This window comes from Klebsiella sp. R390, from assembly GCF_051131745.1.
Classification (GTDB): domain Bacteria; phylum Pseudomonadota; class Gammaproteobacteria; order Enterobacterales; family Enterobacteriaceae; genus Klebsiella.
Genome location: NZ_CP180445.1, coordinates 4,228,252 through 4,253,888 on the forward strand (window position 1 = coordinate 4,228,252; position 25,637 = coordinate 4,253,888).

The window sequence follows — 25,637 nt, forward strand, 5'->3', positions numbered from 1 at the left end:
GAATGAAAATCACCATGTTATTGCCTTGGTTGATATTAATCCCCTTTATCGGCGGCTTCCTGTGCTGGCAGACCGAACGCTTTGGCGTGAAGATGCCGCGCTGGATCGCGCTGATCACCATGGGATTGACGCTTGTACTGGGCCTGCAGCTGTGGATGCAGGGCGGCTATTCTCTGACGCAATCCGCGGGTATTCCGCAGTGGCAGTCAGAATTTGTCATGCCGTGGATCCCACGCTTCGGTATCAGTATTCACCTCGCTATCGACGGCCTGTCGTTGCTGATGGTGGTGCTGACCGGTCTGCTTGGCGTGCTGGCGGTACTGTGCTCGTGGCGCGAAATTGAAAAATACCAGGGCTTCTTCCACCTCAACCTGATGTGGATCCTGGGCGGCGTTATCGGCGTGTTCCTTGCCATCGACCTGTTCCTGTTCTTCTTCTTCTGGGAGATGATGCTGGTGCCGATGTACTTCCTGATCGCGCTGTGGGGCCACAAGGCTTCCGACGGTAAAACGCGTATCACGGCGGCCACTAAGTTCTTCATCTATACCCAGGCGAGCGGTCTGGTGATGCTGATTGCCATCCTGGCGCTGGCATTTGTGCACTTCAACGCCACCGGCGTCTGGACCTTCGATTACGAAGCGCTGCTGAAGACTCCGATGTCCCACGGCGTGGAATATCTGCTGATGCTGGGCTTCTTCATTGCCTTCGCTGTGAAGATGCCGGTTGTGCCGCTGCACGGCTGGCTGCCAGATGCGCACTCTCAGGCACCGACCGCGGGTTCCGTTGACCTCGCCGGGATCCTGCTGAAAACCGCAGCCTACGGTCTGCTGCGTTTCGCCTTACCGCTGTTCCCGAATGCCTCCGCTGAATTCGCCCCTATCGCGATGTGGCTTGGCGTTATCGGTATTTTCTACGGCGCGTGGATGGCGTTCTGTCAGTACGATATCAAACGTCTGATTGCCTACACCTCGGTCTCCCACATGGGCTTCGTGCTGATTGCTATCTATACCGGCAGCCAGCTGGCGTACCAGGGGGCAGTGATTCAGATGATTGCCCACGGTCTGTCCGCGGCGGGTCTGTTCATCCTGTGCGGCCAGCTGTACGAGCGCCTGCACACCCGTGATATGCGTCAGATGGGCGGCCTGTGGAGCAAAATTAAATGGCTGCCAGCGCTGTCGATGTTCTTTGCGGTGGCGACGTTGGGGATGCCGGGTACCGGTAACTTCGTCGGCGAATTTATGATTCTGTTCGGCAGCTATAAAGTCGTGCCGGTGATTACCGTGATCTCCACCTTTGGTCTGGTATTCGCCTCCGTCTACTCGCTGTCAATGCTGCACCGTGCGTACTTCGGGAAAGCAAAAAGTGAAATAGCGGCGCGGGATCTGCCGGGCATGTCGCTGCGTGAGCTGTCGATTGTTCTGCTGTTGGTGGTTCTGCTGGTGCTGCTGGGCTTCTTCCCGCAGCCGATTCTGGACACCTCACATGCTGCGATGAGCAACATTCAGCAGTGGTTTGTTAATTCTGTTTCTACTACAAGGCCGTAATTCGCCATGACAATAACTCCACAACAACTGATCGCACTGCTACCGCTGCTGATCGTCGGCTTGACGGTGGTGGTTGTGATGCTCTCCATTGCGTGGCGACGCAATCATTTTCTCAATGCCACGCTGTCGGTTCTCGGGCTGAACGCCGCACTGATCTCGCTCTGGTTTGTGGGTCAGAACGGCGCGATGGACGTCACGCCGCTGATCCGCGTCGACGGTTACGCCATGCTCTATACCGGGCTGGTGCTGCTGGCGAGTCTGGCCACCTGTACCTTCGCGTACCCATGGCTGGAAGGGTACAAGGACAACAGAGAAGAGTTCTACCTGCTGGTGTTAATCGCCGCGCTGGGTGGGATTCTGCTGGCCGGCGCCAACCATCTGGCGGCGCTGTTCCTCGGGATTGAATTGATTTCGCTGCCGCTGTTCGGCCTTGTCGGCTACGCCTTCCGGCAGAAGCGTTCGCTGGAAGCGAGTATTAAATACACCATTTTGTCTGCTGCAGCGTCGTCCTTCCTGCTGTTCGGTATGGCGCTGGTGTATGCCAACTCGGGCAACCTGTCGTTCCTGGCGTTGGGCAAAAGCCTGGCCGATAACACCCTGCACGAACCGCTGCTGCTGGCGGGTCTGGGTCTGATGATCGTTGGCCTGGGCTTCAAACTGTCGCTGGTACCGTTCCACCTGTGGACCCCAGACGTGTATCAGGGTGCGCCTGCGCCGGTGTCTACCTTCCTGGCGACCGCCAGCAAGATTGCTATCTTCGGTGTCGTGATGCGTCTGTTCCTCTACATGCCGGTAGGCAATAGCGAAGCGGTACGCGTGGTGCTGGGGCTGATCGCCTTCGCCTCTATCCTCTTCGGTAACCTGATGGCGCTGAGCCAGACCAATATCAAGCGTCTGCTGGGTTACTCTTCTATCTCGCATCTCGGCTATCTGCTGGTGGCGCTGATCGCCCTGCAGAGCGGCGAAATGTCGATGGAAGCGGTCGGGGTTTATCTGGCCGGCTATCTGTTCAGCAGCCTCGGCGCGTTTGGCGTGGTGAGCCTGATGTCCAGCCCATATCGTGGCCCGGATGCCGATTCACTGTACTCCTATCGTGGCCTGTTCTGGCACCGTCCGATTCTGTCGGCGGTAATGACGGTGATGATGCTGTCGCTGGCGGGTATCCCGATGACGCTCGGCTTTATCGGTAAGTTCTACGTGCTGGCAGTCGGTGTGCATGCGCACCTGTGGTGGCTGGTCGGCGCGGTGGTGCTCGGTTCGGCAATTGGCCTCTACTACTATCTGCGTGTGGCGGTGAGCCTGTACCTGAGCGCGCCGGATAAACTGAACCGCGATGCGCCGTCGAACTGGCAGTACAGCGCGGGCGGTATTGTGGTGCTGATTTCTGCGCTGCTGGTTCTGCTGCTCGGCGTGTGGCCGCAGCCGCTGATTAGCCTGGTGCAGTTGGCAACTCCGCTGATGTAATCCCTATGGCCGGGGGCATTCCACCGGCCCTGAAATCATGCCTGTCAGTCGCGATACTGACAGGCATTTTTTTTGCCTTGTTGTCAGGGTCGTTGTCTGACGCGCTACAGGCTGTAGACCATAAAATCTTCGGCCAGCAGGGTGCGAGGAAACAGTTCCCGACACTCGGTCAGCAGACGCTGGCAGCCCTCGGCGTCATAACGCGAACTGAAGTGGGTGGCGATAAACATACGCACCCCGGCATCGCGCGCCAGCGCCGCCGCCTGCTGGCTCGAGGAGTGCCCGCGGCTATTGGCCTTTTCCGCCATCGCCTGCTCCAGCGTCGTTTCATGCACCATCAAATCAACGTCACGCGCCAGATCCAGAGCGGCGTCGCAGGGCGCGGTATCGCCAAAAATCGCCAGCTTCTTGCCGGGCGTCGCCGGGCCGAGATACTGGCTGCCGTCAATCAGCCGTCCGTCTTCCAGCTCAACGGTCTCTCCCTGTTTCAGGCGCTGGAATAATGGCCCCGGCTGGACGCCATCGGCCACCAGGCGAGCGGCATCCAGCGTGCCGGGTCTGGCGTGCTCTTCGATGCGGTAGCCGTAACATTCCACCGGGTGATTGAGCGCAAAGGCGCTGACCCGATATCCCCCTTTATCAAACACCAGGCCGGGCCCCACTTCGACAATCGTCAGCGGGTAATCGGTCCACGAGCCGCTCAGGCGCAGGGCGGTTTCGACAAACTCCTTCAGCCCCGTCGGCCCGTACAGCGTCAGCGGCAGCGAATTGCCCTGCATTGAACGGCTGCACAGCAGGCCAGGCAGGCCGAACAGGTGATCGCCGTGCAGATGGGTGATAAAAATCTTGTTCAGTTTTCCGGGATGAAACGGGGTGTTCAGAAACTGATGCTGGGTCCCTTCTCCACAGTCGAACAGCCACATCTCCGCCGCTGTTGGTTGTTGCAAATTCAACACGATAGACGTCATATTACGCGTACGGGTCGGCACGCCTGCGGATGTCCCCAAAAATGTTAATTCCATCGTCCAGTGTCCTCAGGGCCGGGTGAAAAACTCAAGTATACAGGAGCAGTGCATGATTACATGGCAGGATCTTCACCACGCAGAGTTGACCGTTCCACAGCTGTACGCCTTGCTGAAGCTGCGTTGCGAGGTGTTTGTCGTTGAACAAACCTGTCCCTATCTGGATGTTGACGGGGACGATCTGGTCGGTGAAAACCGCCATCTTCTCGCCTGGCGGGGGGATGAACTGGTGGCCTACGCACGGATCCTGAAAAGCGACGAGGAATTTGAGCCAGTCGTGATTGGCCGGGTCATCGTCAGTTCGGCGGCGCGCGGCGAGAAGCTGGGCAATCAGTTGATGCAGCGAGCAGTGGCGAGCTGCCAGCAATACTGGCCGCAAAAAGCGATCTACCTTGGCGCCCAGGCGCACCTGCAGAATTTCTACGCCAGCTTCGGTTTTCAGCCGGTGACCGGGGTGTACGACGAAGACGGTATTCCCCATATTGGTATGGCCCGCGAAGCCAGCGCGTTGTAAACGACATTCGCGTAATGACTTAAAGAATCTATACTTTTTCACCTTCAGCCTGCCAGCTTTGCTGGCACCGCCGCACGGCGTAAAGGCCGCTCCCTCATTATGGGTACTGCAATTTCATGCTAGTACCCCGTATAATATGTGGTTTTTATTCTGTGGAGGTTTGCGTGCTGTCTGTGTCCGCTGCGCTGGAACGCTTACGTGACTGTCTGAGCGACGATTTCCCGACGTCACCCGGCATGCGAATTTTTACTCTTCCTTTCCCACTCGATGATGCCTTTGATCCCCTGCTGTGGTGCGGTCATCAGGCGCAGTGGCCGCAATTTTACTGGCAGCAGCGCTCGGGCGATGAAGAGCTGGCCGCCATTGGGGCGGTAAAAACCTTTACCTCGCTGAGCCAGGCTCATCGGTTTTTGCAGGAACAGGCGCCTGAGGATCTGCGTATTTGCGGTCTGAATGCGTTCAATCCGCAGGAGGGCAGCCTGTTTCTGCCGCGGCTGGAGTGGCGACGGGTGGCAGGCAAAGCGACCCTGCGGCTGCTGTTGTGGAGCGATGTCTCGCTACACGAAGAGGCCCGCGTAGCCCGCGACTTTCTTGCCACCTTAACCCCCATTCAGGCTTCACCCGCGACGCTCCCCGCGGTGCTCCACGAACAGCATTTCCCGGATTATCCTCAGTGGCGCGCGCTGATTAGCCAGGCAACCGAGGCGATAGCCGCCGGGGAGTTGGCGAAAGTCGTGCTGGCACGCGCCACGGATCTGCAGTTCGCCGCCCCGGTCGATCCGCTGGCGGTTGTTGCCGCCAGCCGACGCAGCAATCACCACTGTTTTCATTTCATGATGGCGTTCAACGCTCAGCAGGCTTTCTTTGGTTCCACGCCGGAACGGCTGTGGCGGCGACGCGGAACGCAGCTGCGCACCGAAGCTCTGGCCGGGACCGTAGCCAGCCATGCCGACGATCGGCAGGCGCAAGGGTTGGCCGACTGGTTAATGAAAGATGATAAAAACCAGCGTGAAAATATGCTGGTGGTGGAGGACATCTGCCAGCGTATGCAGGATGAGGTGCGCTCGCTGGATGTCCTTCCGCCGCAGGTGATACGTCTGCGCAATGTACAGCATCTGCGCCGCTGCATTTGGGGTGAGCTACAGCAATCTGACGATGCCCGCTGCCTGCATCAGCTGCAGCCAACCGCTGCTGTCGCCGGATTACCACGTCGGGCGGCGCTGGATTTTCTTACCCGTCATGAACCTTTCAGGCGTCAATGGTACGCCGGCTCCGCAGGCTATCTGTCGCGGGTGCAAAGCGAATTCTGCGTGGCCCTGCGTTCAGCGCAGGTCGACAACGCCACCCTCAGGTTGTATGCCGGTGCCGGGATTGTCAGCGGCTCCGATCCGCAGCAGGAGTGGCAGGAAATCGAGAATAAGGCAGCAGGACTGCGTTCGTTATTACTGACAAAAACGTAGATAAACGACCCATATCAATACTCCATTGCTTTGTATTACCTATACTTATCCTCAATATTTGATACCGGACAATTTCATGTCAGTAAGCGCATTTAACCGACGCTGGGCGGCGGTGATCCTTGAAGCATTAACCCGCCATGGCGTGCAGCATATCTGCATTGCGCCTGGTTCGCGCTCGACACCCTTAACCCTGGCCGCGGCGGCCAACCGCGCATTGATCCCCCACACCCATTTCGATGAGCGCGGGCTGGGTCATCTGGCATTGGGACTGGCAAAAGCCAGCCGTCAGCCGGTGGCGGTGATTGTCACCTCCGGCACGGCGACGGCGAATCTCTATCCGGCGCTGATTGAAGCCGGGCTGACCGGTGAAAAACTGATTTTACTGACCGCAGACCGTCCTCCGGAGCTGATTGACTGCGGTGCCAACCAGGCCATTCGCCAACCGGGGATGTTTGCTTCCCATCCGTCGCAGACGCTGTCGCTGCCGCGCCCGTCGCAGGATATTCCTGCCCGCTGGCTGGTCTCGACGATTGACCAGGCGCTGGGTGAACTGCATGCCGGCGGTGTCCATATCAACTGTCCGTTCGCCGAACCGCTATACGGCGATATGGACGAGACCGGCGTGGCGTGGCAGCAGCAGCTTGGTAGCTGGTGGCAGAGCGATAAACCCTGGCTGCGGCAGTCGCTGCAGCTGGAAAGCGAGAAACAACGCGACTGGTTTTTCTGGCGGCAAAAGCGTGGCGTGGTCGTCGCCGGTCGCATGAGCGCCAGTGAAGGAGTGAAAGTGGCGGCGTGGGCCAAAACCCTCGGCTGGCCGCTGATTGGCGACGTACTGTCGCAAACCGGGCAGCCATTGCCCTGCGCCGATCTGTGGCTGGGGAACGGCAATGCGGTCAGCGAACTGCAGCAGGCGCAAATCGTGGTCCAACTGGGCAGCAGCCTGACCGGAAAACGGCTGCTGCAGTGGCAGGCGACCTGTGAACCCGACGAATACTGGGTGGTGGATAACCTGCCTGGGCGGCTGGATCCGGCTCATCACCGTGGTCGTCGTCTGGTGTGCACGGTGGATCGGTGGCTGGATCTCCATCCGGCAGAAAGCCGCCAGCCGTGGGCAACGACCATTCCGACGCTCTCCCGCCAGGCCTGGCAGGCCGCAGCTGACAATAGCGAGACCTTTGGTGAAGCTCAGCTGGCTCACCGCATCGCGCGCTACCTTCCGGAGCAGGGGCAGTTGTTTGTTGGCAACAGCCTGGTGGTGCGCCTGATTGATGCGCTGTCGCAGCTTCCGGCAGGCTATCCGGTCTATAGCAATCGCGGGGCCAGCGGTATCGATGGCCTGCTGGCGACGGCAGCGGGTGTCCAGCGGGCCAGTGCCCGCCCTCTGCTTGCGATCGTCGGCGATCTCTCGGCGCTCTACGATCTGAACTCACTGGCGCTGCTGCGCCAGGCCTCAGCGCCGGTGGTGCTGATGGTGGTTAACAACAACGGCGGGCAGATTTTTTCTCTGTTACCGACGCCACAGGATGAACGACGCCAGTTTTATCTGATGCCGCAGGAGGTGAATTTCGACCATGCGGCGGCCATGTTCGGCCTGAATTATCATCGTCCGACAAGCTGGGAGGCGCTGGAAGCGGTGCTGGCCAGCGCGTGGCGCCAACCAGGTGCTACGGTTGTCGAGCTGGTGGTGGAAGAAACCCAGGGGACACAGACGTTGCAAGCGCTGCTGGCGCAGGTTAGCCGCCTGTGACGCTACACGCCGTGTGCCAACAGGGTCAGGCGGGTTACCCCTGGCTGGTCTTTTTGCACGGTTTTTCTGGCGACTGCCGGGAGTGGCAAACGGTGGGCCAGCGGTTCGAGAGTTGGCCCCGGCTGTATCTTGACCTGCCGGGCCATGGCGGCTCGCGCGAGGTGGCGGTCAGCGGTTTTGATGATGTCTGCCAGCAGTTAGAGCAAACCCTCGCGCACCATCAGGTGCGGGATTACTGGCTGATTGGTTACTCGCTGGGCGGGCGTATCGCCATGGTCTTTGCCAGCCAGCCGCGGCACGGGCTGCAGGGGCTGGTGGTCGAGGGCGGCCATCCCGGACTACAGGATGACCACCAGCGCCGCCAGCGCTACCAGGCGGACAGCGCCTGGGCTGCGCGTTTTCGCCAGCAGCCGCTCGCCGAAGTCTTTGCCGACTGGTATCAACAGCCGGTGTTCGCCTCCCTGAGCGCTACGCAGCGCCAGGCGCTGGTGACGCTGCGTAGCCATAACAGCGGCGTAAATCTTGCCGCAATGCTGGAGGCCACGTCTCTGGCCGTGCAGCCGGACCTGCGTGCAGCACTGCACGCCCGACGCTACGCTTTTCATTATCTTTGCGGTGAATACGACGCCAGATTTCGCGCCCTCGCGAGTGACACGGGGGCAACGACGCATATTATCGAACATGCCGGACATAACGCGCATCGGGAAAACCCTGCTGCAGTTGCCGCCTGTCTGGTGCAGCTATTAACGAATTAACCAAAGGACATCCTATGCTCTCTCTTGATGAAGCCATGCTGTACGCCCCTGTGGAATGGCACGATTGCTCCGAAGGCTACACCGACATTCGCTACCAGAAATCGACGGACGGGATCGCCAAAATCACCATCAACCGCCCAGAGGTACGCAACGCGTTCCGTCCGCTGACGGTAAAAGAGATGATTCAGGCATTATCTGATGCCCGCTATGACGACAATATTGGCGTCATCATCCTGACCGGCGAAGGCGACAAAGCGTTTTGCGCCGGTGGCGACCAGAAAGTGCGTGGCGATTACGGCGGCTACCAGGATGACTCCGGCGTGCATCACCTTAACGTGCTCGACTTCCAGCGCCAAATCCGTACCTGCCCGAAACCGATCGTGGCAATGGTCGCCGGTTTCTCCATCGGCGGCGGCCACGTGCTGCACATGATGTGTGACCTGACGATTGCCGCAGAGAACGCCATTTTCGGTCAGACCGGCCCGAAAGTCGGCTCGTTCGACGGCGGCTGGGGTGCATCCTATATGGCGCGGATCGTCGGGCAGAAAAAAGCGCGGGAAATCTGGTTCCTGTGCCGTCAGTACGACGCCCAGCAGGCGCTGGATATGGGGCTGGTCAACACCGTGGTTCCGCTGGCGGATCTCGAGAAAGAGACCGTCCGCTGGTGCCGTGAAATGCTGCAAAACAGCCCGATGGCGCTGCGTTGTCTGAAGGCGGCCCTGAATGCCGACTGCGACGGGCAGGCGGGTCTGCAGGAGCTGGCGGGCAATGCCACTATGCTGTTCTACATGACGGAAGAAGGTCAGGAAGGGCGCAACGCCTTTAACCAGAAGCGTCAACCGGACTTCAGCAAATTTAAACGGAACCCGTAATGCGTCAGGCGCAGGTTTACCGCTGGCAGGTACCGATGGACGCGGGTGTGGTGCTGCGCGAACGGCGGTTAAAAACTCGCGATGGGCTGTTCATCTGTCTGCAGGAGGGTGAACGTACGGGCTGGGGCGAAATTGCGCCGCTGCCAGGTTTTAGTCTGGAGACGTTGGAAGCGGCGGAGTCTGCGTTGCTGACGTGGGCACGAGCCTGGCGGCAGGGCGAGGAGGTCGCCGGGTCATCTCTGCCTTCCGTGGCCTTCGGCGTCAGCTGTGCGCTGGCGGAGCTGAACGACGAGCTGCCGACATCGGCGGATTATCGGGCGGTGCCGCTATGTAGCGGTGACCCGGATGAGCTGTTCGCCAGGCTGGCGAGCTTGCCCGGCGAAAAAGTGGCGAAGGTCAAAGTAGGGCTGTATGAGGCGGTCCGCGACGGCATGGTAGTGAACCTGCTGCTGGAAGCGATCCCTGAGCTGACGCTGCGTCTCGACGCCAACCGCGCCTGGACGCCGCTGAAAGCGCAGCAGTTCGCGAAATACGTCAACCCGGACTATCGCCAGCGTATCGCTTTCCTCGAAGAGCCCTGTAAAACCCGCGATGACTCGCGAGCTTTTGCCGCCGAAACCGGCATTGCCATTGCCTGGGATGAAAGCCTGCGTGAAGCCGATTTTCGTTTTGAGGCCGAGCCAGGGGTACGTGCACTGGTGATCAAACCAACGCTGACCGGAAGCCTGCAAAAGGTGCAGGAGCAGGTAGTGGCGGCTCATGCGTTGGGGCTAACGGCGGTGATCAGTTCATCGATAGAGTCGAGCCTCGGGCTGACGCAGCTGGCGCGGATTGCCGCCTGGCTTACGCCGCAGACCATCCCCGGTCTCGATACCCTGGCGCTGATGCGCGCCCAGTTAATTCGCCGCTGGCCGGACAGCCCGCTGCCTTGCCTGGGCCTGGAAGAACTGGAGCCGTTGCTGTGACCTTTAGCGACTGGCCGTGGCGGCACTGGCGCCAGCTGCGTGGTGACGCGCCGGCGCTGCGTTTACACCATCATCTCCTGAGCTGGCGCCAGCTGTGTGCCGAGATCGATGCGCTGGCATCGGGGTTTCGCGAACAGGGAGTGAACGAAGGTGATGGGGTGCTGCTGCGGGCCTACAATCAGCCCTCCGCCGTGCTGGCGTGGCTGGCGCTGCTCCAGTGCGGTGCCAGGGTGTTGCCCCTCAATCCGCAGCTTCCCGCTGCGTTACTTGCGGCGCTATTGCCGTCTCTGAATCTCCGCCACGCGCTGGTGCTGAACGGCGAGCCGATGGCGTGTGGTTATCCGTCGTTGACGCTGCAACGTGCGGCAGGGGAGTACGCATTGCCGTGGTGCGAACAACGGCTGGCATCGATGACGCTGACCTCCGGCTCTACCGGATTGCCGAAGGCGGCGGTCCATACTTATCACGCGCATCTTGCCAGCGCGCAGGGTGTGCTGGCGATGATCCCGCTGGCGGAGGACGATGACTGGCTGCTGTCGCTGCCGCTGTTTCACGTTTCCGGTCAGGGCATTGTCTGGCGCTGGCTACTGGCGGGGGCCCGTCTGACGGTGGCGGAGAAACAGCCGCTGGAGCAGGCGCTTCAGGGCTGCAGCCACGCCTCGTTGGTGCCAACACAGCTGTGGCGGTTGCTCAAGAGCGAAGCCGAAGTGTCCCTGAAAGCGGTGCTGCTGGGCGGCGCGGCGATCCCGGTGGCGTTGACCACTGCGGCCCGTGCCCGGGGGATCCGTTGCTGGTGCGGCTACGGCCTGACCGAGTTTGCCTCGACGGTGTGTGGCAAAGAGGCCGACGGCGCGCCTGATGTCGGTCAACCATTGCCTGGTCGGGCGCTGAAAATCGTTGACGGTGAAGTGTGGCTACGCGGCGATAGCCTGGCCTGCGGCTACTGGCGTGACGGCGAGATGCTGCCGCTGCTCAACGATGCCGGATGGTTTGCCACCCGCGACCGCGGCGAGCTGCGCAACGGCAGCCTCACTATCCTGGGCCGCATGGATAATCTCTTTTTCAGCGCCGGCGAAGGTATCCAGCCTGAAGAGGTAGAGCGGACGATAGTTGCCCATCCGCAGGTACAGCAGGTATTTATTGTGCCGCTGGATGATCCTGAGTTTGGTCAGCGACCGGTCGCGGTGGTGGAGTGTGATGCCGGGTGCGATATGGCCGCGCTGGCGGCCTGGTCCCAGGATAAGCTGGCGCGTTTTCAGCAGCCGGTACGCTGGCTGACTCTGCCGGAATCGTTAAAAACCGGCGGGATTAAAATCTCCCGCCGGGCGTTACGTGACTGGGTTAATACCGCTGGGCGCGAACCCGATCAGGCCTGATTCGCCTCGGCACGGCGCTGGCGCTGCTTGCGTAAATAGCGCAGTACCGGGGGAACGATAATCACGGCAATGGCGAGGAACAGCAGGGTTTTGGTGACGCCGCTTCCCCACAAAATTCCGAGGTTACCGTTGCTGATGGACAGCGCGCGGCGCAGGTTTTGCTCGAGCATTTCGCCCAGCACGAAACCTAAGATCAACGGAGACATCGGGAAATGCATCTTACGCAGGATGTAACCGAGCACGCCCAGTCCGACCATCAACAGTAAATCGAAGGTGGTGCTGTGAACGGCGTAGACCCCGACGGCAGATACCGCGGCAATCGCCGGTACCAGGAACCACAGTGGGATCGTCAGCATCCGGGTAAACAGGCCGATCAGCGGAATGTTCATGATCAGCAACATCACGTTGGCGATCAGCAGCGCCGCGATCAATCCCCAGACGATGTCCGGCTGTTCGGTAAACATCGCCGGACCCGGCGTGATGTTATACAGGGTCAGCGCGCCCATCATTACCGCGGTGGTGCCGGAACCGGGAACCCCGAGGGTCAGCATCGGGATAAAGGAGCCGCAGGCGGAGGCGTTGTTGGCCGCTTCAGGGGCCGCGACGCCACGAATATCACCTTTGCCGAAGTTGTCGCTGTTGCCGCTGAGCTTTTTCTCGGTCATATAGGTGATGGCGCTGGCAATCGTCGCCCCGGCGCCGGGCAGAATGCCGACGAAGAACCCGACTACCGAAGAACGCAGCGTCGCCCCGACGCATTGACTGGCTTCTTTGGCGTTAAACAGCATGCGCCCGGTTTTACGTACCAGGGTCTGGCCGCCGCTGGTGCTTTCCAGCATCAGCAGGATCTCAGACACGGAGAACAGCCCGATGACCACCACGATAAACTGCACGCCATCGGAGAGGTGAACGCTGTCGAAGGTGAAACGGTAGACGCCGGTATTGGCATCCACGCCCACCGTCGCCAGACCTAAACCAATTAAGGCGGCAAGGAACGATTTCAGCGGGTTCTGCGCCATCATGCTGCCCAGGCAGGCGATGGCGAACACCATCAAGGCAAAGTATTCTGCCGGGCCAAATGCCAGCGACCACTGGGCCAGTACCGGTGCGAACAGAATGATGCCGCCAATGGCGATTAACGAGCCGACGAACGAGCTGACCGCCGAGATCGACAGCGCCACGCCACCGCGCCCTTGCTGCGCCATCGGATAGCCGTCCAGCGCGGTCATAATCGCGGCGGCGTCGCCGGGCACATTGAGCAGGATTGACGAGATCCGTCCTCCGTACTCACAGCCAATATAGACCGTGGCCAGCAGGATCAGGGCGGATTCGGCGGGCAGGTGTAAGGCAAACGCCAGCGGCAGCAGGATCGCCACGCCGTTAATCGGCCCCAGCCCCGGCAACAGGCCGACAATAGTCCCCACGAAACAGCCGATCAGGGCAATCATCAGGTTCGTTGGCGTCATCGCCACGGCGAAGCCCTGCGAAAGATAAATCCAGGTATCCATAAACTTCTCCGTTAACTTAACCAGACGCCAAGCGGCAGGGTGACATCAAGCAGGGTGTCAAAGGCGTACCATAAGGCAATACCCATCACCGCGCCGGCAACGGCGGCGGCGGGGAGCGTGGCGCCAAACAGCAGGCCAATAACGGCGGTTAATAGCGCGGTGGCAAGCGGGAAACCGAGCCATTCAAAGCCCCACGCATAGAGCATCAACACCACCACCATGGTCAACAGACGCTGTAACACCAAACGTCCGGGCCATGCCACCACATCCGGACGGCGCAACAGCAGCAGCACCGAGCAGAGCAACATCAGGCCGATAATCCCCACCGGGAACGGACGGGGACCAACGGGCTCATAGGAATACTCGCTGTGAATCTGCCAGGCGATGAACATCCCGCCTGTACATAACAGCAGCCAGATCCCGGCAAAAATACGATCGCTCATGGCAACCCCCGTAGATTATTTCGCCAGGCCGAAGGCTTTGGCCTGTTCGCGATAGTCGTTGACCTGCTTCTTCACGTAACTATCAAGCTCTTTGCCGTTCATGTTGAATTCAAACAGGCCGCGCAGTTCACGCTGCTTTTTGAATTCTTCGGTCTGCTGGAGCTTCGCGAACTCATCGACCCACCATTGGTAGTCGGCATCGCTGACTTTCGGCCCGACGTAAAAGCCGCGGATAATCGGCCACACCAGGTCGTAGCCTTGTTCTTTGGCGGTCGGGACGTTGGCGAGTGCGCCGGGTAAGCGCTCGCTGGAGAAGACTGCCAGGACGCGAATTTTATTGCCCTGCAGGTACGGCACCATTTCGCTCAGATCGCCCGACACCGCCTGCACGTGATTGCCCAGCAGAGCGGTCACCGGCTCACCGCCGCCTTCAAACGCGACATAGCGCATTTTGTGGGGATCGACATTGGCCTTTTGCGCCATTAGCGCGGCTTTCATCCAGTCCTGGCTGCCGATAGAAGCACCGGCGCCGATGACGATACTGGCAGGGTCTTTCTCCATGGCGGCGAGAAACGACGGTAAATCTTTCCACGGTGAGTCAGCGCGTACGGCAATCATGCCGTAGTCGGTGCCGACGCTGGCCAGCCAGCGCACATCATCGACGCCATAGCGGCCAAATTTGCCTTGCGAAAGGTTGAGTAATGAACCGCCGGAGAAGGCCACCACGGTGCCCGGTTCGCCAGGACGCTGCGCGACAATAGCGTTATAAGCCACCGCGCCGACGCCGCCGGGCATGTAGGTGACGCGCATCGGTTTTTTGATGGTGCCGGTTTCCATCAGGCTGACTTGTATCAACTTGCAGGTCAGGTCAAAGCCGCCGCCCGGTTTAGCGGGTGCAATACATTCGGTACGAGACGGTGCTTCAACCGCCCAGGCTGAAGCGGTACAGAGGCATAACGCAAGCGCGCTAAGATGGCGAAGGAGTGGTCTGTTCATAAGCTTCCTCAATCGGGTACAGGGTCTGTTTATAGTGGTTATGTGAACCAATATCGAGTGACTTGGTTGCGCAATTGTTAAATCAAAAACCTTTCATTTCCCTTTCAATAGCGGCGCAACTTTGCAGGATGTGATAGACCTCTCCAAATTGAATCACCGGAAGGGGGATGACGTGGTCATTGATGTGCCCGGGGTGACACGCGGCGTGAAAAAATAACAGGGCCAGTATTGACCCCATTATTTAGTGGTATTACTTGAGAAAAATTGAGCGTGAAGCGATGAATGTCGGTATAAAATTATTTTACGGGATCATGCAATCATATTAGCACTCAGCGGCGCTTCTTCATAAAAGCATGCTTTTGCTTTCTGACATCTTTCAAATACGAATATAAACAAAAAACCGAGGTGGCAAGGAGCGCAGCGGCTACTGTTAATAATAAAATATTTCCCATGCTATTAGTCCATTGATAGTGTGGAATTTTCCGAGTTCATTATATGAGCGATTGTGGGGGTTATCGTGATCTAAATCATGATTTCCCCGTCATTAATAATACGCCAAGGTTAATTTAATACATTCAGCTGATAGGTATGATATGACTTTTTTATCATGGTTATTTCTGTTTTTAAATATTCAGTGAAGATTCTATTATTAATATGGTAGCTATGGGTGCATGCTGATTTATATTGTAATTCGCAGTCATAAGTAGCGTGGATGATGTTATTCATCTATCGTCTTACGCGTCAGGAAGACAATATTCGTGTGTATTTTAGCGACCTGCACCACAATAATCTGGCGCGGTGTTTTCCCGTGGATTACGTTCTATTGAACCGCGCTGGTGGCGTAGGCGAGACAGGTAGCAAGACGCAACGTTCGACATACCAAATGAACAGAGGAGAAGACAATGTGCACACGGGTTATCTGGCCAGACGCCAATGGTGCAGTGATTGTTGGGCGTAATATGGATTTTCATAAAGATCTGCTGACCAATTTATGGACGCAACCGCGCGGGATCTCTCGTGACGACGGCGTTCAGGGTACGCTGAAGTGGACCTCGACATATGGCAGCCTGGTGGCAACCGCTTTTGACATGATCTCGGTCGATGGAGTGAATGAGCGTGGGCTGGCCGGACATGTGTTATGGCTGGCGGAATCTGATTACGGTACCGCCGATCCAACACGCACGCAGCTGAGCCAGGCGGTGTGGCTGCAGTACTTCCTCGACAACTTCACCACGGTGGCCGATGCCGTCGCCTGGATCGACACCTCCGATGTTCAGGTGGTACAGCTGGCGGATCCCACCGGCGGGCACCCGCCAGCTATCCACCTCGCACTCGACGACGCCACCGGGGATTCATGCATTATTGAGTACAGCGGCGGGAAGGCTACCGTCTATCACAGCCCGGAGTACCGCGTGATGACCAACTCGCCGACCTACGACCGCCAGCTTGAACTGGTCAAAACGATTGACGGGCTGGGTGGCGATAAGCCGCTTCCCGGCTCTACGCTGGCGAGCGACCGCTTTGCTCGCGCCAGTTACTATGTGGGCCGGCTGAGCCAGCCGCAGACCCAGGTACAGGCTATCGCGGCGATGTTCAGCGTCATCCGTAATGCGGCCCAGCCGTTTCGCATCCCGGATCCCGGCAAACCCGATGCCTCTCAGACCTTGTGGCAGACGGTGATTGATCTGACCAGGAGACGCTTTGTTTTCGAGTCCACTACCCGACCGAACATTGTCTGGGTTGACCTTGATAAACTAAATTTTGCCGAAGGCGCTCCTCAAATGAAGCTCAACCTTGTCGATGAGCTGGCGGTCGAGCAGGGTATTGCCGGCGAGGTCAGCCAAAAATTCACCGCCGGTACGGCGCTGACCTTCCTGACGCTCGAGAGGGAAAAACAGATGCTGGCTGCGGCGCACCAAGGGGTGGGGCAGTAGCGCGGTTTTGTGTTAGGCCGCTTGCAATTACGTCGGGCAAATGTTGCAAGTCTGTTGCATTTTGACATGCTCAATTTTCTGGCCGTCCCGGAAACGCTGTATTGAGGAGAAGTCTCCGGGTCGCAGCAGGAAATTAATGGGATTGAAATAGGTTTTATTTCAATACAATCATGGAGATATGTTAAAAATGCGCCTCTTATTAGCTGAGGATAACCGCGAGCTGGCCCACTGGCTGGAAAAAGCGCTAGTGCAGGGCGGGTTTGCCGTAGACTGCGTTTTCGACGGCCGGGCGGCAGACCATCTGCTGCAAAGTGAAAAGTACGCGCTGGCGGTGCTGGATATTGGCATGCCGGGGCTGGATGGCCTGGAGGTGGTTCAGCGACTGCGCAAACGCGGGCAGACGTTGCCGGTGCTGCTGCTGACCGCCCGCAGCGCCGTGGCGGATCGGGTGAAAGGGCTGAACGTCGGCGCCGATGATTATCTGCCGAAACCCTTTGAACTGGAGGAGCTGGACGCGCGGCTGCGGGCGCTGCTGCGGCGCAGCGAAGGGCAGGTGCATGAAGTTCAGCAGCTTGGCGAGCTGGAGTATCGCGACGAGGGTTATTTTTTGCTGCGCGGCGAGATGCTGTCGCTGACGCCCCGTGAGCTGGCGTTGCTGACGGTGCTGATGTTTCGCCGCCTGCGGCCTGTCTCACGTCAGCAACTGTTTGAACAGGTCTTCAGCCTCAACGACGAAGTCAGCCCTGAAAGTATTGAACTCTATATTCACCGTTTGCGTAAAAAACTGCAGGACAGCAACGTGCGGATCACCACCCTGCGTGGCCTGGGGTATGTGCTGGAGTGCGGGAATGAAGTGGCGTAAACCGCAGTCGCTGTTTGCCCAGCTGTTGCTGTTTCTCGGCCTGCCGCTGGTGCTCTTATGGGGGTTATCCGCCTTTAACAGCTACGTCAGCGCGCTGCAGGCGGCGACGCAGGCCTATGACCGGACCTTACTCTCTTCCGCCCGCACCGTGGCTGAACGGCTGGTGGTTCGCCATGGCAAGCTGGAGGTCAACGTGCCGTGGGTGGTGCTGGACAGCTTCGAGCTCAACATGAACGATCGTCTGTACTACAAGGTGGTCGACCCGCAGGGGAGGGTGATTTCCGGGTTTGACGATTTGCCCGCCATGCCGCCCTCCACGTCGCGCACTCAGCTCTATCCGGCCTTAGCCTGGTTTTATCACACCGAGTATCGCGGTCAGGCGATACGGGTGGCGCGTCTGCTACAGCCGGTGAACGAAGGCGGGATCGTCGGTATGGCGGAAATCTACATCGCAGAGACGCTGCAGTCACGGCGATGGCTGGCCGGTCAGTTGCTGTTCTCCTCGTGGGTATCGCAGGGGCTGCTGGTGCTGTTGACCCTGGTGTTGACCGGCTGGCTGCTGCGGCGGGTGCTGCGCCCGATGCGTCAGCTATCGGCGCTGATGGTACGCCGTGAACCCGGCCTGCTGACGCCGCTGCCGGAGCTGCTGCCGTGGTCAGAAACCCGGCTGCTGATCGTGGCCTTCAACCGTTATATTGACCGCCTGAGGGTGATGATTTCACGCCAGGAGCGGTTCAGCGCCGACGCTTCCCACCAGCTCAAGACTCCGCTGGCGGTCTTAAAAACCCAGGCGTCCGTCGCCTTAGCCAGCGATGATCCGCAGCTGTGGCGCGAAAGTTTGCAGGCCATGCGCACCACGCTGGATGGCACGATCCTGTTGACGGAGCGGCTGTTACAGCTGGCGAGCGTAAAACGCAAAGAGCAGGGGGAGCGGGCTTTTGCGGTCGTCGATCTGCATGAGATTGCGCAAAACAGCTGTTTTTCGCGGATCCCGCAGGCGAGAAGCAAACACATCGATCTCGGTTACGAGGGGGAACAGGCGGCGGTGCTGATTGAGGGCGATAGCGTCCTGCTCGGCGAGTTGTGTGCGAACCTGCTCGATAACGCCATTCGCTATACCCCCGCCAACGGCACGGTGACCCTGTGCCTGCGCGAGGCGGGGAACAGCGTGGTGATGACCATCGAAGATAGCGGTCCGGGAATTGACGACAGTCAGGTTGAACAGGCGCTGCTGCCTTTTCATCGTCTGGAGAACGTCGGCGATAACCCCGGCGCCGGCATCGGGCTGGCGCTGGTCAATGATATCGCGCGCCTGCACCGCAGTCATCCGCAGCTGCAGCGCAGCGAAACGCTGGGCGGGTTGAAGGTCAGCCTGCGCTTTCTGAGCGCGGTGCCAAAGCGATCAGAGTAGTCCTTTCAGGGATAAGGTTTTGCGGGTGGCGACGTTGAGGTCATACAGGGGCAAATCCTGCGGCTTCACCCAGGCATACTCCTGGAACTCCTCGTTAATGGTGACGTCGCGATTAGCGCTGATGCAGTCGAAGATCAGATAGATCATATAAATCTCTTCCTGATGACCGTCGGCAAAGGTTTTTACCCGGATATCGTCGCTGAAGGTCCATGGGGTAATACTCACGAGCTGAAGGGCTTCTCCCAGCTCTTCGCGGACCTCCCGGCGCAGCGCCTCTTCAATACGTTCACCGGGCTCCACGCCGCCGCCGGACAGCGCCCATTGACCGGGAAATACGCCGCGATCGTCCGCCATTTTGCACAACAGATAGTGCCCTTCATGTTGGATCAACGGGCAAACGATGGTTCTTTGGCGCATGGCGATCTCCTTGAGTAAATGACCAGAAAAATAACCTGAAGGAGCAGTTTGCGAGCAGCTTGCTTAAATCGCAAGCTTCATTGCGACCCTGTTGGCTATCCTGGCGGAAGCAACTGGTTACAATCACGATGGTAAAGGTTGTTTTAGTGGATTGATTCCTTTGCGATCGGCAGTACAATTCTGCGGTTTTTGGGACTTTTTTGATTCTTGTTTACTGGATAGAGTAAAAAATGAAAAAGCGCGTTTTATTAGGTCTGGCTGGCGTGATGTTCGTTTCAACTGCGGCACATGCGATCAGCGTGACCGGAGAAGCTGGTGAGCATTTCACCAACCTCGGCGTCGGTTTCGGTACCGAATCCGCAGGTCTGGCAGTGACCGGCAACTGGATGCATAGCGATAACGATGGCGATGCAGCCGGACTGGGCCTCGGTCTGAACATCCCGCTGGGGCCATTCCTGGCAACGGTTGGCGGTAAAGGGGTTTATACCAATCCGAAGAGCGGCGATGAAGGCTATGCGGCGGCGGTTGGCGGTGGACTGCAGTGGAAAATTGGCGACAGCTTCCGTCTGTTCGGCGATTACTACTACTCCCCGGACTCTCTCTCCAGCGGCATCCAGAGCTATCAGGAAGCTAACGTTGGCGGGAGCTGGACCGTCATGCGTCCACTGAGCATCACGGCCGGTTATCGCTACCTGACCCTCGAAGGCAAAGACGGCAACAAAGACAATACGATTGCCGATGGCCCGTATGTCGGCGTCAGCGCCAGCTTCTGATTTTCCCCCCGGCGCGGTTTCTTCCGCGCCGTATTCCTGTCTACTCCGCCCGCACCTTACGCTATAGTGTTCCTTCTGGTAGGCAAGGAGTACAAAAATGATAAATGTGGAAATGCTCTCTACCGGCGATGAAGTGTTGCACGGACAAATTGTCGACACCAACGCCGCGTGGCTGGCTGACTTTTTTTTCAATCAGGGATTACCATTAACGCGTCGCAACACCGTCGGGGACGATCTCGATGCACTGGTTGCGGTGCTGCGCGAACGAAGTGAACAGGCGGATGTGCTTATCGTTAATGGCGGCCTCGGGCCGACCAGCGATGACCTGAGCGCGCTGGCGGCGGCTACCGCAAAAGGGGAAGGGCTGATTCTGCACGCCGGATGGCTGGAGACAATGACGCGCTTCTTTGCCGAACGCGGGCGCCCAATGGTCGACAGCAACCGCAAGCAGGCGGAGATCCCTGCCAGCGCCGAGATGATCAACAACCCGGTTGGCACGGCCTGTGGTTTTGCCGTACAGCTCAACCGCTGTCTGATGTTTTTCACCCCCGGCGTGCCGTCGGAATTCAAAGTGATGGTCGAACAGGAAATCTTACCGCGACTGCGCAGCCGGTTTGCTCTCACTGAACCCCCGTTGTGCCTGCGTCTGACCACCTTCGGGCGTTCGGAAAGCGAGCTGGCGCAAAGCCTCAATCCGCTGACGTTGCCCGACGGCGTCGTGATGGGCTACCGCTCGTCGATGCCGATCATCGAACTGAAGCTGACCGGCCCGGCAGCGCAGCGCGAAGCGATGCTGGCGCTGTGGCCGGAAGTGAAAAAGGTCGCCGGGGAGAGCATGATCTTCGAGGGGACGGAAGGGCTTCCGGCACAAATTGCGCGCTGTTTGCAGGAGCGTCAGCTCAGCCTGACCCTGAGTGAGCAGTTTACCGGTGGTTTGCTGGCGCTGCAGCTTTCACGGGCCAATGCGCCGCTGCTGGCCAGCGAAGTGGTGCCGTCGCAGGACGAATCGCTGGCACAGTCTGCCCGCTGGACGGCAGAGCGCCGGGTTAACCATTTCGCGGGCCTTGCGCTGGCGATCGGTGGTCAGGAGGCCGATCACTTGAATATTGTCCTCTCGACGCCGGACGGCACCCATGCGTTACGGGTTAAATTCAGCGCCACCCGCTACAGCGTGCCGGTTCGTCAGGAAGTGTGCGCGATGATGGCCCTGAATATGCTGCGCCGCTGGCTGAACGGTCTGCCAGTCGCCGCTGAGCATGGCTGGATCAACGTCGTGGAAACCCTGTTCATCGAGTGATCTCCCCTCACGCAGGCGCGTCCAGCGCCTGCGCCAGTAGCGTAATCGGATGTTCACAGCGTTTGCTGGTGGACATCTCGATTTGCCATTTGCAGGTTTCACAATCGGTGACCACCAGGTCAGCGCCGCTGTGCTCAATCTGCTGGAACAGCGGGGCACCGATGGCCTGCGACGCGTCGTAGTTTTCCGACTTAAATCCGTAGGTGCCAGCGATCCCGCAGCACTGCGACTCCAGGACCTCCAGCTGTAGCCCGGGGATCTGGCGCAACAGTTCCAGGGTATACAGTGACCAGCCCATTTTTTCCATATGGCACGGCGTGTGGTAGACCACCTTCAGCGGCAGCGAGCGCAGCGGCAGGGAGCGTCCGGCATCGAGCTGGCGCCAGATCCAGCGGGTGGCCAGCTCAACCCGATCGCGAACGTCGTGGTTATCAACGTCCAGCACATGCGGGTACTCGTCGCGCAGGGTGAACGTACAGGTTGACGAGGTGGCGATGACCGGCAGGGATTTTTCGCGGATGGCGGCAACGTTGCTGAGTGCTTGTCGACGGGCTTTATCTATAAAACCGTTGGCGATGAGCGGCACTCCGCAGCACTTCTCGCGGTTCAGCAACTGCACCCCGGTGCCCATGGCGTTCAGGACGCGAAGCAGGTCGAGCCCGAGCTGCGGGTGGTTATAGTTGACGTAGCAGCCGTGAAAGAACGCGACCTGTTCACTGAACTGGGCCTGTTTCTGCGCCTGCTGGCGGTAGGCGCGTCGAAACGTGCCAAAGCCATATTTTGGCAGCGAGCGGCGGTGGTCTATTTTTAGCGCAGCATCCAGCAATCGGCGAACCGGTTTGAGCCCGGTGGTGGCGTTGACCAGTGGGGCAAACGGCGTGGAAAGGGTGCCCATCAGGTCAGTATGGCTGAGGATCGTATCGCGCAGCGACGGTTTTTGCTGGCTGTACCGGGCGCGAGCCCGCTGGATAATATCGCCAATTCTGACATCCGAGGGACAGGCGACTTCGCAGCGTTTGCAGTTAATACAATATTTTAAGGCCTCGTCATACAGCGCCCCGTCTTTCAGCCGCAGGCGCTCGCCATCCGGCCCCGCCTGCTTCGGGCCAGGATAGCGGGGATTGACCCGGCTGACCGGACAGCTGGTGGTACAAACCGTACATTTGATGCAGCTCTCAAAGCGGGTATCGTTCATGCTGTGCCTCCAGCGAGCTCGTGAATCTGTCGGGCGACGTGCAGCGCGGTCACCGCACACACCCCGCCGCCGCACCCGAGTTGAATCGGGTCGAAGCCGCCGAGCAGTGAGCCAATAGCAAACAGATTGTGCAGCGGCTGGCCGTCGAGTTGCGGACGCAGCATCGCGTCGGTGATCAGGCCGAAGCGTTGCCAGGGTTGAGAGGCGAAGAAATCACGCTGATACCAGTTCTTACGTCCGGCGATCTGCTGCAGATCGAGGCCGAGAATTGGCTCCCGGACCTGCGTTTTGTCGGCGATTAAGCCATTGCTGAAGAAACTACCGCTGGCCAGCACCGCGTAGCGCGGGCGCAGCGACACATCGCCGTGCTGACGCGTCCAGACGGCGGTGACCTGCCCGGCCTGATGGCTGATGCGTGTAACCTCGTCTCCCGCCAGCCAGGTGCCGCCGGTGGCAATAAAATGGCGCTGCAGCTGGTTGTGCAGACGCATACCCGGCACCGAGGGCGGCAGGGTGGGCAGCAGGCGTAGCGGGCAGGGAAGTTGTTCCTGTAGCCAGCGATACAGCCCGGCATCCTTCAGGCCAAAGCAAGCGGGCAGGATCAGCAACTCGTGGCTCTGTGCCAGCGGGCGTAATGCGGCCAGCAACGCCGGCCAGTGGCGCTCGTCATCGAGCACCCTCGCGATGTTGACGGCGCGAAATTCACTGGGGCTATCGCGCAGAACATCCAGCATCGTTAAGGCTACCTCTGCGGCGGTGGCGTTCACTCCCTGCTGGTTAAGCGACGCGGCGGCCAGGTGCGGCTGGAAATCGGCGAATCCTTCTATTCCTACCACTCCCACGAGGCCTGCGGGCAGCGGTGCTACCGGTACCTCTAGCGGAGAGAGCCACGCCGGGCGCAGGGTGCCCAGCGGCGTCACGCGCAAATGCGGCTGGCGTGCCTCGCCCTGCATCGCAATACCGCTGGCGGCCAGCAGCGCTTCGGTCCGGGCGGCACAGGCCATCACCTGCTCTGCGCCGAGGCGAGCGTAAGGATGCCCGGGAAGCTGTTCGGCCAGACGGGCAATGCCGTGGGCCACATCGCTCACGGGCTCGCCATCGGGAAGGGCGCTGAGCAAATCCAGCGATGCGGAAGAAAAGTGCAGTGCACTCTGGCCGCGGCTGACGATCAGGCATCGCTGACCGTACTGATTGAGGGCCAGTCCGCAGAGCAGCCCGGCCAGCCCGCCGCCGATAATCACGCAATCAAATTTCATCCTGATGCTCCTGTTGCAGCCCGCACAGCCCGAGGTAGACCCAGCGGGTGAATTCGCTTTCCCGTAGCGCATCGCCCCAGGCAACCGGCTGCACGCCTTTCCAACGTTCGTTTAAAAATTCAGAGAGCTGGGTCAACGACTGTGCCGGGGTGGTGATATTGAACCGTTGCAGCAGCCCGGCGGCCCGGCAGGCGCACAGCTCTCCCTGGCAGGTGCCCATGCCGATACGCGTGCGGCGGCGTAAATCGAGCAGGCTATTGACCGCTAAATTTTCGACGGCGTACTGCACTTCGCCGGCGGTGACCATTTCGCATTCGCAGATCAGGCTGCGGTGCTGGCGGGTATCGCCCAGCCAGGCCGGCGTGCGGTCGCCATGGCGATAGAAGGCGGAGCCGCGCAGCGGCGCGGGGAGCGAGATGATTTTCTTCACCGTTACCTCCGGCGCTTCCGCGGAGCCGGGGAGCGGGGCCTCGGCGGTGGTACAGGCAACCTGGTGGTCGAGCTTACGGCATACCGCATCCGTCGCCCACTCCGCCATCAGGCGATAGGTCATCAGCTTGCCGCCGGTGATGGTGATAAACCCCTCCATGCCGTCGCGGGCAGCGTGATCGAGCAGCACAATGCCGCGGCTGACGCTGCGCCCCGTAGGGTCATTATCACTCGCTACCAGGGGACGAACGCCGGAGTAGGCGCGCAGCACCCGGGTACGACCGAGGACAGGGGCCAGTTTTTCGCCTTCGCGCAGCAGAATGTCGACTTCGGCCGCGGTGACCCGGTTGTCATCAATCTCATGGTCGTCGATATGCACCGAGGTGGTGCCAATCAGCGAAATGGTATCCCCGGGCACCAGAATATCGGCATCGGCGGGCTGGCGGCAGCGGTTGATAACCTGGCGGTTAATACGGTGGTCGAGGATCAGTAGCGATCCCTTGGCCGGAAACATCGCCACCCGCAGATCGGCATATTCAGCGATCCGCTGCCCCCAGATCCCGGCGGCATTGACGACGACGCGGGCGCGCAGCGTGCGGTTTTCACGCTGCTGGGTGTCATAGTAGGTCACGCCGCAAACGCGCGGGCCATGGCGGACAAGCCCGGTAATTTCGCAGCCGGTCAGAATGGTGGCCCCGTGTTCTCGGGCATCCAGCATGTTGGCGGCGCACAGGCGAAAGGGGTCGATAGTGCCGTCGGGTACCTGCACGGCGCCGAGCAGGGCCGGATTGACGGTGGGTTCCATGCGTCGTGCGTCTTCCGGCGACAGCTGACGGGTATCAATGCCGGCCTGCTGGCAGGCGTTGATGAAAGTTTTCTGCCACGCGAGGTCGTCCTCGGGGAGGGTAATAAACAGCCCGTTGGTGGGCTCAATACAGTGGCGGGCGATACGGCGCAGGATCCGGTTTTCGCTGATGCACTCCCGCGCCGATTCACTATCGGTCACCGCGTAACGGGCGCCGCTGTGCAGTAGCCCATGGTTACGCCCGGTCGCACCGGTGGCGATATCGTGACGTTCAATCAGCGTCACCTGCAGACCGCGAAGTGCACAGTCTCTCGCTATCCCTGCGCCCGTTGCGCCACCGCCAATGACGATGACATCACACTCACGGATTTCGGCCATCATTCGATCCCTCTACTTTCGTTTAACGCCATTTAGCCATACAAATCCTATGGTTTGTTTGATTTCGAGCACATTCGAGCATTATTTGCTCGTATTATGTGATTTTATGCTCAAAATGGAATGTTATGTCATATTTTTGTAACAAAGCGTGCGATGTTTCACAGTATCCGGGGCGGGGTTTGCCTACCATCCCGGCACATCAGAAGTGAGTGAT

General features: G+C 59.4%; 23 protein-coding genes. 14 read left to right on the forward strand and 9 right to left on the reverse strand.

Annotated features, from left to right (window positions below; all coding sequences use genetic code 11):
• Window positions 1-14 precede the first annotated feature (14 nt).
• On the forward strand, window positions 15-1,544 hold the full coding sequence (nuoM, locus tag ACMYSP_RS19925) for an NADH-quinone oxidoreductase subunit M (RefSeq protein WP_123755226.1): 1,530 nt from the start codon (window positions 15-17) through the stop codon (window positions 1,542-1,544).
• A gap of 6 nt (window positions 1,545-1,550) precedes the next feature.
• Window positions 1,551-3,008: an NADH-quinone oxidoreductase subunit NuoN gene (gene nuoN, locus ACMYSP_RS19930; RefSeq protein WP_123755225.1), complete on the forward strand. Its 1,458-nt coding sequence runs from the start codon at window positions 1,551-1,553 to the stop codon at window positions 3,006-3,008.
• 104 nt (window positions 3,009-3,112) lie between these two features.
• Here the strand turns inward: nuoN and rnz are convergent, their stop codons facing one another.
• Entirely contained in the window at window positions 3,113-4,030 is a 918-nt protein-coding gene (gene rnz, locus ACMYSP_RS19935) for a ribonuclease Z (RefSeq protein ID WP_434583762.1), read from the reverse strand.
• A 52-nt stretch (window positions 4,031-4,082) separates the two neighbouring features.
• On the opposite strand from rnz, the gene ACMYSP_RS19940 reads away from it, so the two are divergent.
• From ACMYSP_RS19940 to menE, 7 genes are all read left to right on the forward strand, one after another.
• Window positions 4,083-4,544 carry a GNAT family N-acetyltransferase gene (locus ACMYSP_RS19940; protein WP_434583763.1) on the forward strand — a complete coding sequence of 154 codons (462 nt, stop codon included), beginning with the start codon at window positions 4,083-4,085 and terminating at the stop codon, window positions 4,542-4,544.
• Between the two features lie 164 nt (window positions 4,545-4,708).
• Complete coding sequence (gene menF / locus ACMYSP_RS19945; protein WP_434583765.1) at window positions 4,709-6,004, forward strand: isochorismate synthase MenF; 1,296 nt, start codon at window positions 4,709-4,711, stop codon at window positions 6,002-6,004.
• Window positions 6,005-6,080: 76 nt separating this feature from the next.
• The gene (menD, locus tag ACMYSP_RS19950) at window positions 6,081-7,751 is read left to right on the forward strand and encodes a 2-succinyl-5-enolpyruvyl-6-hydroxy-3-cyclohexene-1-carboxylic-acid synthase (RefSeq protein WP_434583766.1); all 1,671 of its coding nucleotides are present in this window, start codon (window positions 6,081-6,083) and stop codon (window positions 7,749-7,751) included.
• Window positions 7,748-8,506, forward strand: coding sequence for a 2-succinyl-6-hydroxy-2,4-cyclohexadiene-1-carboxylate synthase (gene menH, locus ACMYSP_RS19955; RefSeq protein WP_434583767.1), 759 nt, complete (start codon window positions 7,748-7,750; stop codon window positions 8,504-8,506). The genes menD and menH overlap by 4 nt, the downstream gene beginning before the upstream one ends.
• A gap of 14 nt (window positions 8,507-8,520) precedes the next feature.
• Entirely contained in the window at window positions 8,521-9,378 is an 858-nt protein-coding gene (gene menB, locus ACMYSP_RS19960) for a 1,4-dihydroxy-2-naphthoyl-CoA synthase (protein ID WP_434583768.1), read from the forward strand.
• Entirely contained in the window at window positions 9,378-10,343 is a 966-nt protein-coding gene (menC, locus tag ACMYSP_RS19965; protein ID WP_434583770.1) for an o-succinylbenzoate synthase, read from the forward strand. The genes menB and menC overlap by 1 nt, the downstream gene beginning before the upstream one ends.
• On the forward strand, window positions 10,340-11,719 hold the full coding sequence (menE, locus tag ACMYSP_RS19970; RefSeq protein WP_434583771.1) for an o-succinylbenzoate--CoA ligase: 1,380 nt from the start codon (window positions 10,340-10,342) through the stop codon (window positions 11,717-11,719). Before menC ends, menE begins: the two co-directional genes overlap by 4 nt.
• On the opposite strand, the gene ACMYSP_RS19975 is transcribed toward menE, so the two are convergent.
• The 4 genes from ACMYSP_RS19975 to ACMYSP_RS19990 form a co-directional block, all read right to left on the reverse strand.
• Window positions 11,710-13,227 carry a tripartite tricarboxylate transporter permease gene (locus ACMYSP_RS19975; RefSeq protein WP_434583773.1) on the reverse strand — a complete coding sequence of 506 codons (1,518 nt, stop codon included), beginning with the start codon at window positions 13,225-13,227 and terminating at the stop codon, window positions 11,710-11,712. The two genes, menE and ACMYSP_RS19975, sit on opposite strands and share 10 nt — an antisense overlap.
• 11 nt (window positions 13,228-13,238) lie before the next feature.
• Window positions 13,239-13,670, reverse strand: a complete 432-nt coding sequence (locus tag ACMYSP_RS19980) for a tripartite tricarboxylate transporter TctB family protein (RefSeq protein ID WP_434583774.1) — start codon at window positions 13,668-13,670, stop codon at window positions 13,239-13,241.
• A 15-nt stretch (window positions 13,671-13,685) separates the two neighbouring features.
• Window positions 13,686-14,666: a Bug family tripartite tricarboxylate transporter substrate binding protein gene (locus ACMYSP_RS19985; protein WP_123755214.1), complete on the reverse strand. Its 981-nt coding sequence runs from the start codon at window positions 14,664-14,666 to the stop codon at window positions 13,686-13,688.
• Window positions 14,667-14,995: 329 nt separating this feature from the next.
• Window positions 14,996-15,118, reverse strand: a complete 123-nt coding sequence (locus ACMYSP_RS19990; RefSeq protein ID WP_434583776.1) for a small membrane protein — start codon at window positions 15,116-15,118, stop codon at window positions 14,996-14,998.
• Window positions 15,119-15,568: 450 nt separating this feature from the next.
• On the opposite strand from ACMYSP_RS19990, the gene ACMYSP_RS19995 reads away from it, so the two are divergent.
• The 3 genes from ACMYSP_RS19995 to ACMYSP_RS20005 all read left to right on the forward strand — a co-directional run bounded on the left by ACMYSP_RS19995 (window position 15,569) and on the right by ACMYSP_RS20005 (window position 18,873).
• Entirely contained in the window at window positions 15,569-16,600 is a 1,032-nt protein-coding gene (locus tag ACMYSP_RS19995) for a linear amide C-N hydrolase (RefSeq protein ID WP_434583777.1), read from the forward strand.
• Between the two features lie 187 nt (window positions 16,601-16,787).
• Complete coding sequence (gene tctD / locus ACMYSP_RS20000) at window positions 16,788-17,462, forward strand: transcriptional regulator TctD (RefSeq protein ID WP_434583778.1); 675 nt, start codon at window positions 16,788-16,790, stop codon at window positions 17,460-17,462.
• Window positions 17,449-18,873: a sensor histidine kinase gene (locus ACMYSP_RS20005; protein WP_434583780.1), complete on the forward strand. Its 1,425-nt coding sequence runs from the start codon at window positions 17,449-17,451 to the stop codon at window positions 18,871-18,873. Before tctD ends, ACMYSP_RS20005 begins: the two co-directional genes overlap by 14 nt.
• On the opposite strand, the gene nudI is transcribed toward ACMYSP_RS20005, so the two are convergent.
• The gene (nudI, locus tag ACMYSP_RS20010; protein ID WP_434583781.1) at window positions 18,865-19,290 is read right to left on the reverse strand and encodes a nucleoside triphosphatase NudI; all 426 of its coding nucleotides are present in this window, start codon (window positions 19,288-19,290) and stop codon (window positions 18,865-18,867) included. The genes ACMYSP_RS20005 and nudI overlap by 9 nt on opposite strands.
• Window positions 19,291-19,520: 230 nt before the next feature.
• Here nudI and ACMYSP_RS20015 point away from each other — a divergent pair, with 230 nt between their 5' ends.
• Both ACMYSP_RS20015 and ACMYSP_RS20020 read left to right on the forward strand, forming a co-directional pair.
• On the forward strand, window positions 19,521-20,063 hold the full coding sequence (locus tag ACMYSP_RS20015; protein WP_123755210.1) for a YfaZ family outer membrane protein: 543 nt from the start codon (window positions 19,521-19,523) through the stop codon (window positions 20,061-20,063).
• 97 nt (window positions 20,064-20,160) lie between these two features.
• The gene (locus ACMYSP_RS20020; protein WP_434583782.1) at window positions 20,161-21,360 is read left to right on the forward strand and encodes a nicotinamide mononucleotide deamidase-related protein YfaY; all 1,200 of its coding nucleotides are present in this window, start codon (window positions 20,161-20,163) and stop codon (window positions 21,358-21,360) included.
• A gap of 7 nt (window positions 21,361-21,367) precedes the next feature.
• Here ACMYSP_RS20020 and glpC read toward each other — a convergent pair whose 3' ends face one another.
• From glpC to glpA, 3 genes are read right to left on the reverse strand one after another with little or no spacing between them, the layout of a single operon-like run.
• Window positions 21,368-22,555, reverse strand: a complete 1,188-nt coding sequence (glpC, locus tag ACMYSP_RS20025; protein WP_434583783.1) for an anaerobic glycerol-3-phosphate dehydrogenase subunit GlpC — start codon at window positions 22,553-22,555, stop codon at window positions 21,368-21,370.
• Window positions 22,552-23,811, reverse strand: a complete 1,260-nt coding sequence (gene glpB, locus ACMYSP_RS20030; protein ID WP_434583784.1) for a glycerol-3-phosphate dehydrogenase subunit GlpB — start codon at window positions 23,809-23,811, stop codon at window positions 22,552-22,554. The genes glpC and glpB overlap by 4 nt, the downstream gene beginning before the upstream one ends.
• Window positions 23,801-25,423: an anaerobic glycerol-3-phosphate dehydrogenase subunit A gene (gene glpA, locus ACMYSP_RS20035; RefSeq protein ID WP_434587194.1), complete on the reverse strand. Its 1,623-nt coding sequence runs from the start codon at window positions 25,421-25,423 to the stop codon at window positions 23,801-23,803. The genes glpB and glpA overlap by 11 nt, the downstream gene beginning before the upstream one ends.
• Window positions 25,424-25,637: the final 214 nt, after the last annotated feature.

Coding starts and splice junctions, on each gene's coding strand:
- nuoM (WP_123755226.1), top strand. CDS start 15: ATGTTATTGCCTTGGTTGATATTAATCCCCTTTATCGGCGGCTTCCTG.
- nuoN (WP_123755225.1), top strand. CDS start 1,551: ATGACAATAACTCCACAACAACTGATCGCACTGCTACCGCTGCTGATC.
- rnz (WP_434583762.1), bottom strand. CDS start 4,030: ATGGAATTAACATTTTTGGGGACATCCGCAGGCGTGCCGACCCGTACG.
- ACMYSP_RS19940 (WP_434583763.1), top strand. CDS start 4,083: ATGATTACATGGCAGGATCTTCACCACGCAGAGTTGACCGTTCCACAG.
- menD (WP_434583766.1), top strand. CDS start 6,081: ATGTCAGTAAGCGCATTTAACCGACGCTGGGCGGCGGTGATCCTTGAA.
- menB (WP_434583768.1), top strand. CDS start 8,521: ATGCTCTCTCTTGATGAAGCCATGCTGTACGCCCCTGTGGAATGGCAC.
- menC (WP_434583770.1), top strand. CDS start 9,378: ATGCGTCAGGCGCAGGTTTACCGCTGGCAGGTACCGATGGACGCGGGT.
- ACMYSP_RS19975 (WP_434583773.1), bottom strand. CDS start 13,227: ATGGATACCTGGATTTATCTTTCGCAGGGCTTCGCCGTGGCGATGACG.
- ACMYSP_RS19980 (WP_434583774.1), bottom strand. CDS start 13,670: ATGAGCGATCGTATTTTTGCCGGGATCTGGCTGCTGTTATGTACAGGC.
- ACMYSP_RS19985 (WP_123755214.1), bottom strand. CDS start 14,666: ATGAACAGACCACTCCTTCGCCATCTTAGCGCGCTTGCGTTATGCCTC.
- ACMYSP_RS19990 (WP_434583776.1), bottom strand. CDS start 15,118: ATGGGAAATATTTTATTATTAACAGTAGCCGCTGCGCTCCTTGCCACC.
- ACMYSP_RS19995 (WP_434583777.1), top strand. CDS start 15,569: ATGTGCACACGGGTTATCTGGCCAGACGCCAATGGTGCAGTGATTGTT.
- tctD (WP_434583778.1), top strand. CDS start 16,788: ATGCGCCTCTTATTAGCTGAGGATAACCGCGAGCTGGCCCACTGGCTG.
- ACMYSP_RS20005 (WP_434583780.1), top strand. CDS start 17,449: ATGAAGTGGCGTAAACCGCAGTCGCTGTTTGCCCAGCTGTTGCTGTTT.
- nudI (WP_434583781.1), bottom strand. CDS start 19,290: ATGCGCCAAAGAACCATCGTTTGCCCGTTGATCCAACATGAAGGGCAC.
- ACMYSP_RS20015 (WP_123755210.1), top strand. CDS start 19,521: ATGAAAAAGCGCGTTTTATTAGGTCTGGCTGGCGTGATGTTCGTTTCA.
- ACMYSP_RS20020 (WP_434583782.1), top strand. CDS start 20,161: ATGATAAATGTGGAAATGCTCTCTACCGGCGATGAAGTGTTGCACGGA.
- glpC (WP_434583783.1), bottom strand. CDS start 22,555: ATGAACGATACCCGCTTTGAGAGCTGCATCAAATGTACGGTTTGTACC.
- glpB (WP_434583784.1), bottom strand. CDS start 23,811: ATGAAATTTGATTGCGTGATTATCGGCGGCGGGCTGGCCGGGCTGCTC.
- glpA (WP_434587194.1), bottom strand. CDS start 25,423: ATGGCCGAAATCCGTGAGTGTGATGTCATCGTCATTGGCGGTGGCGCA.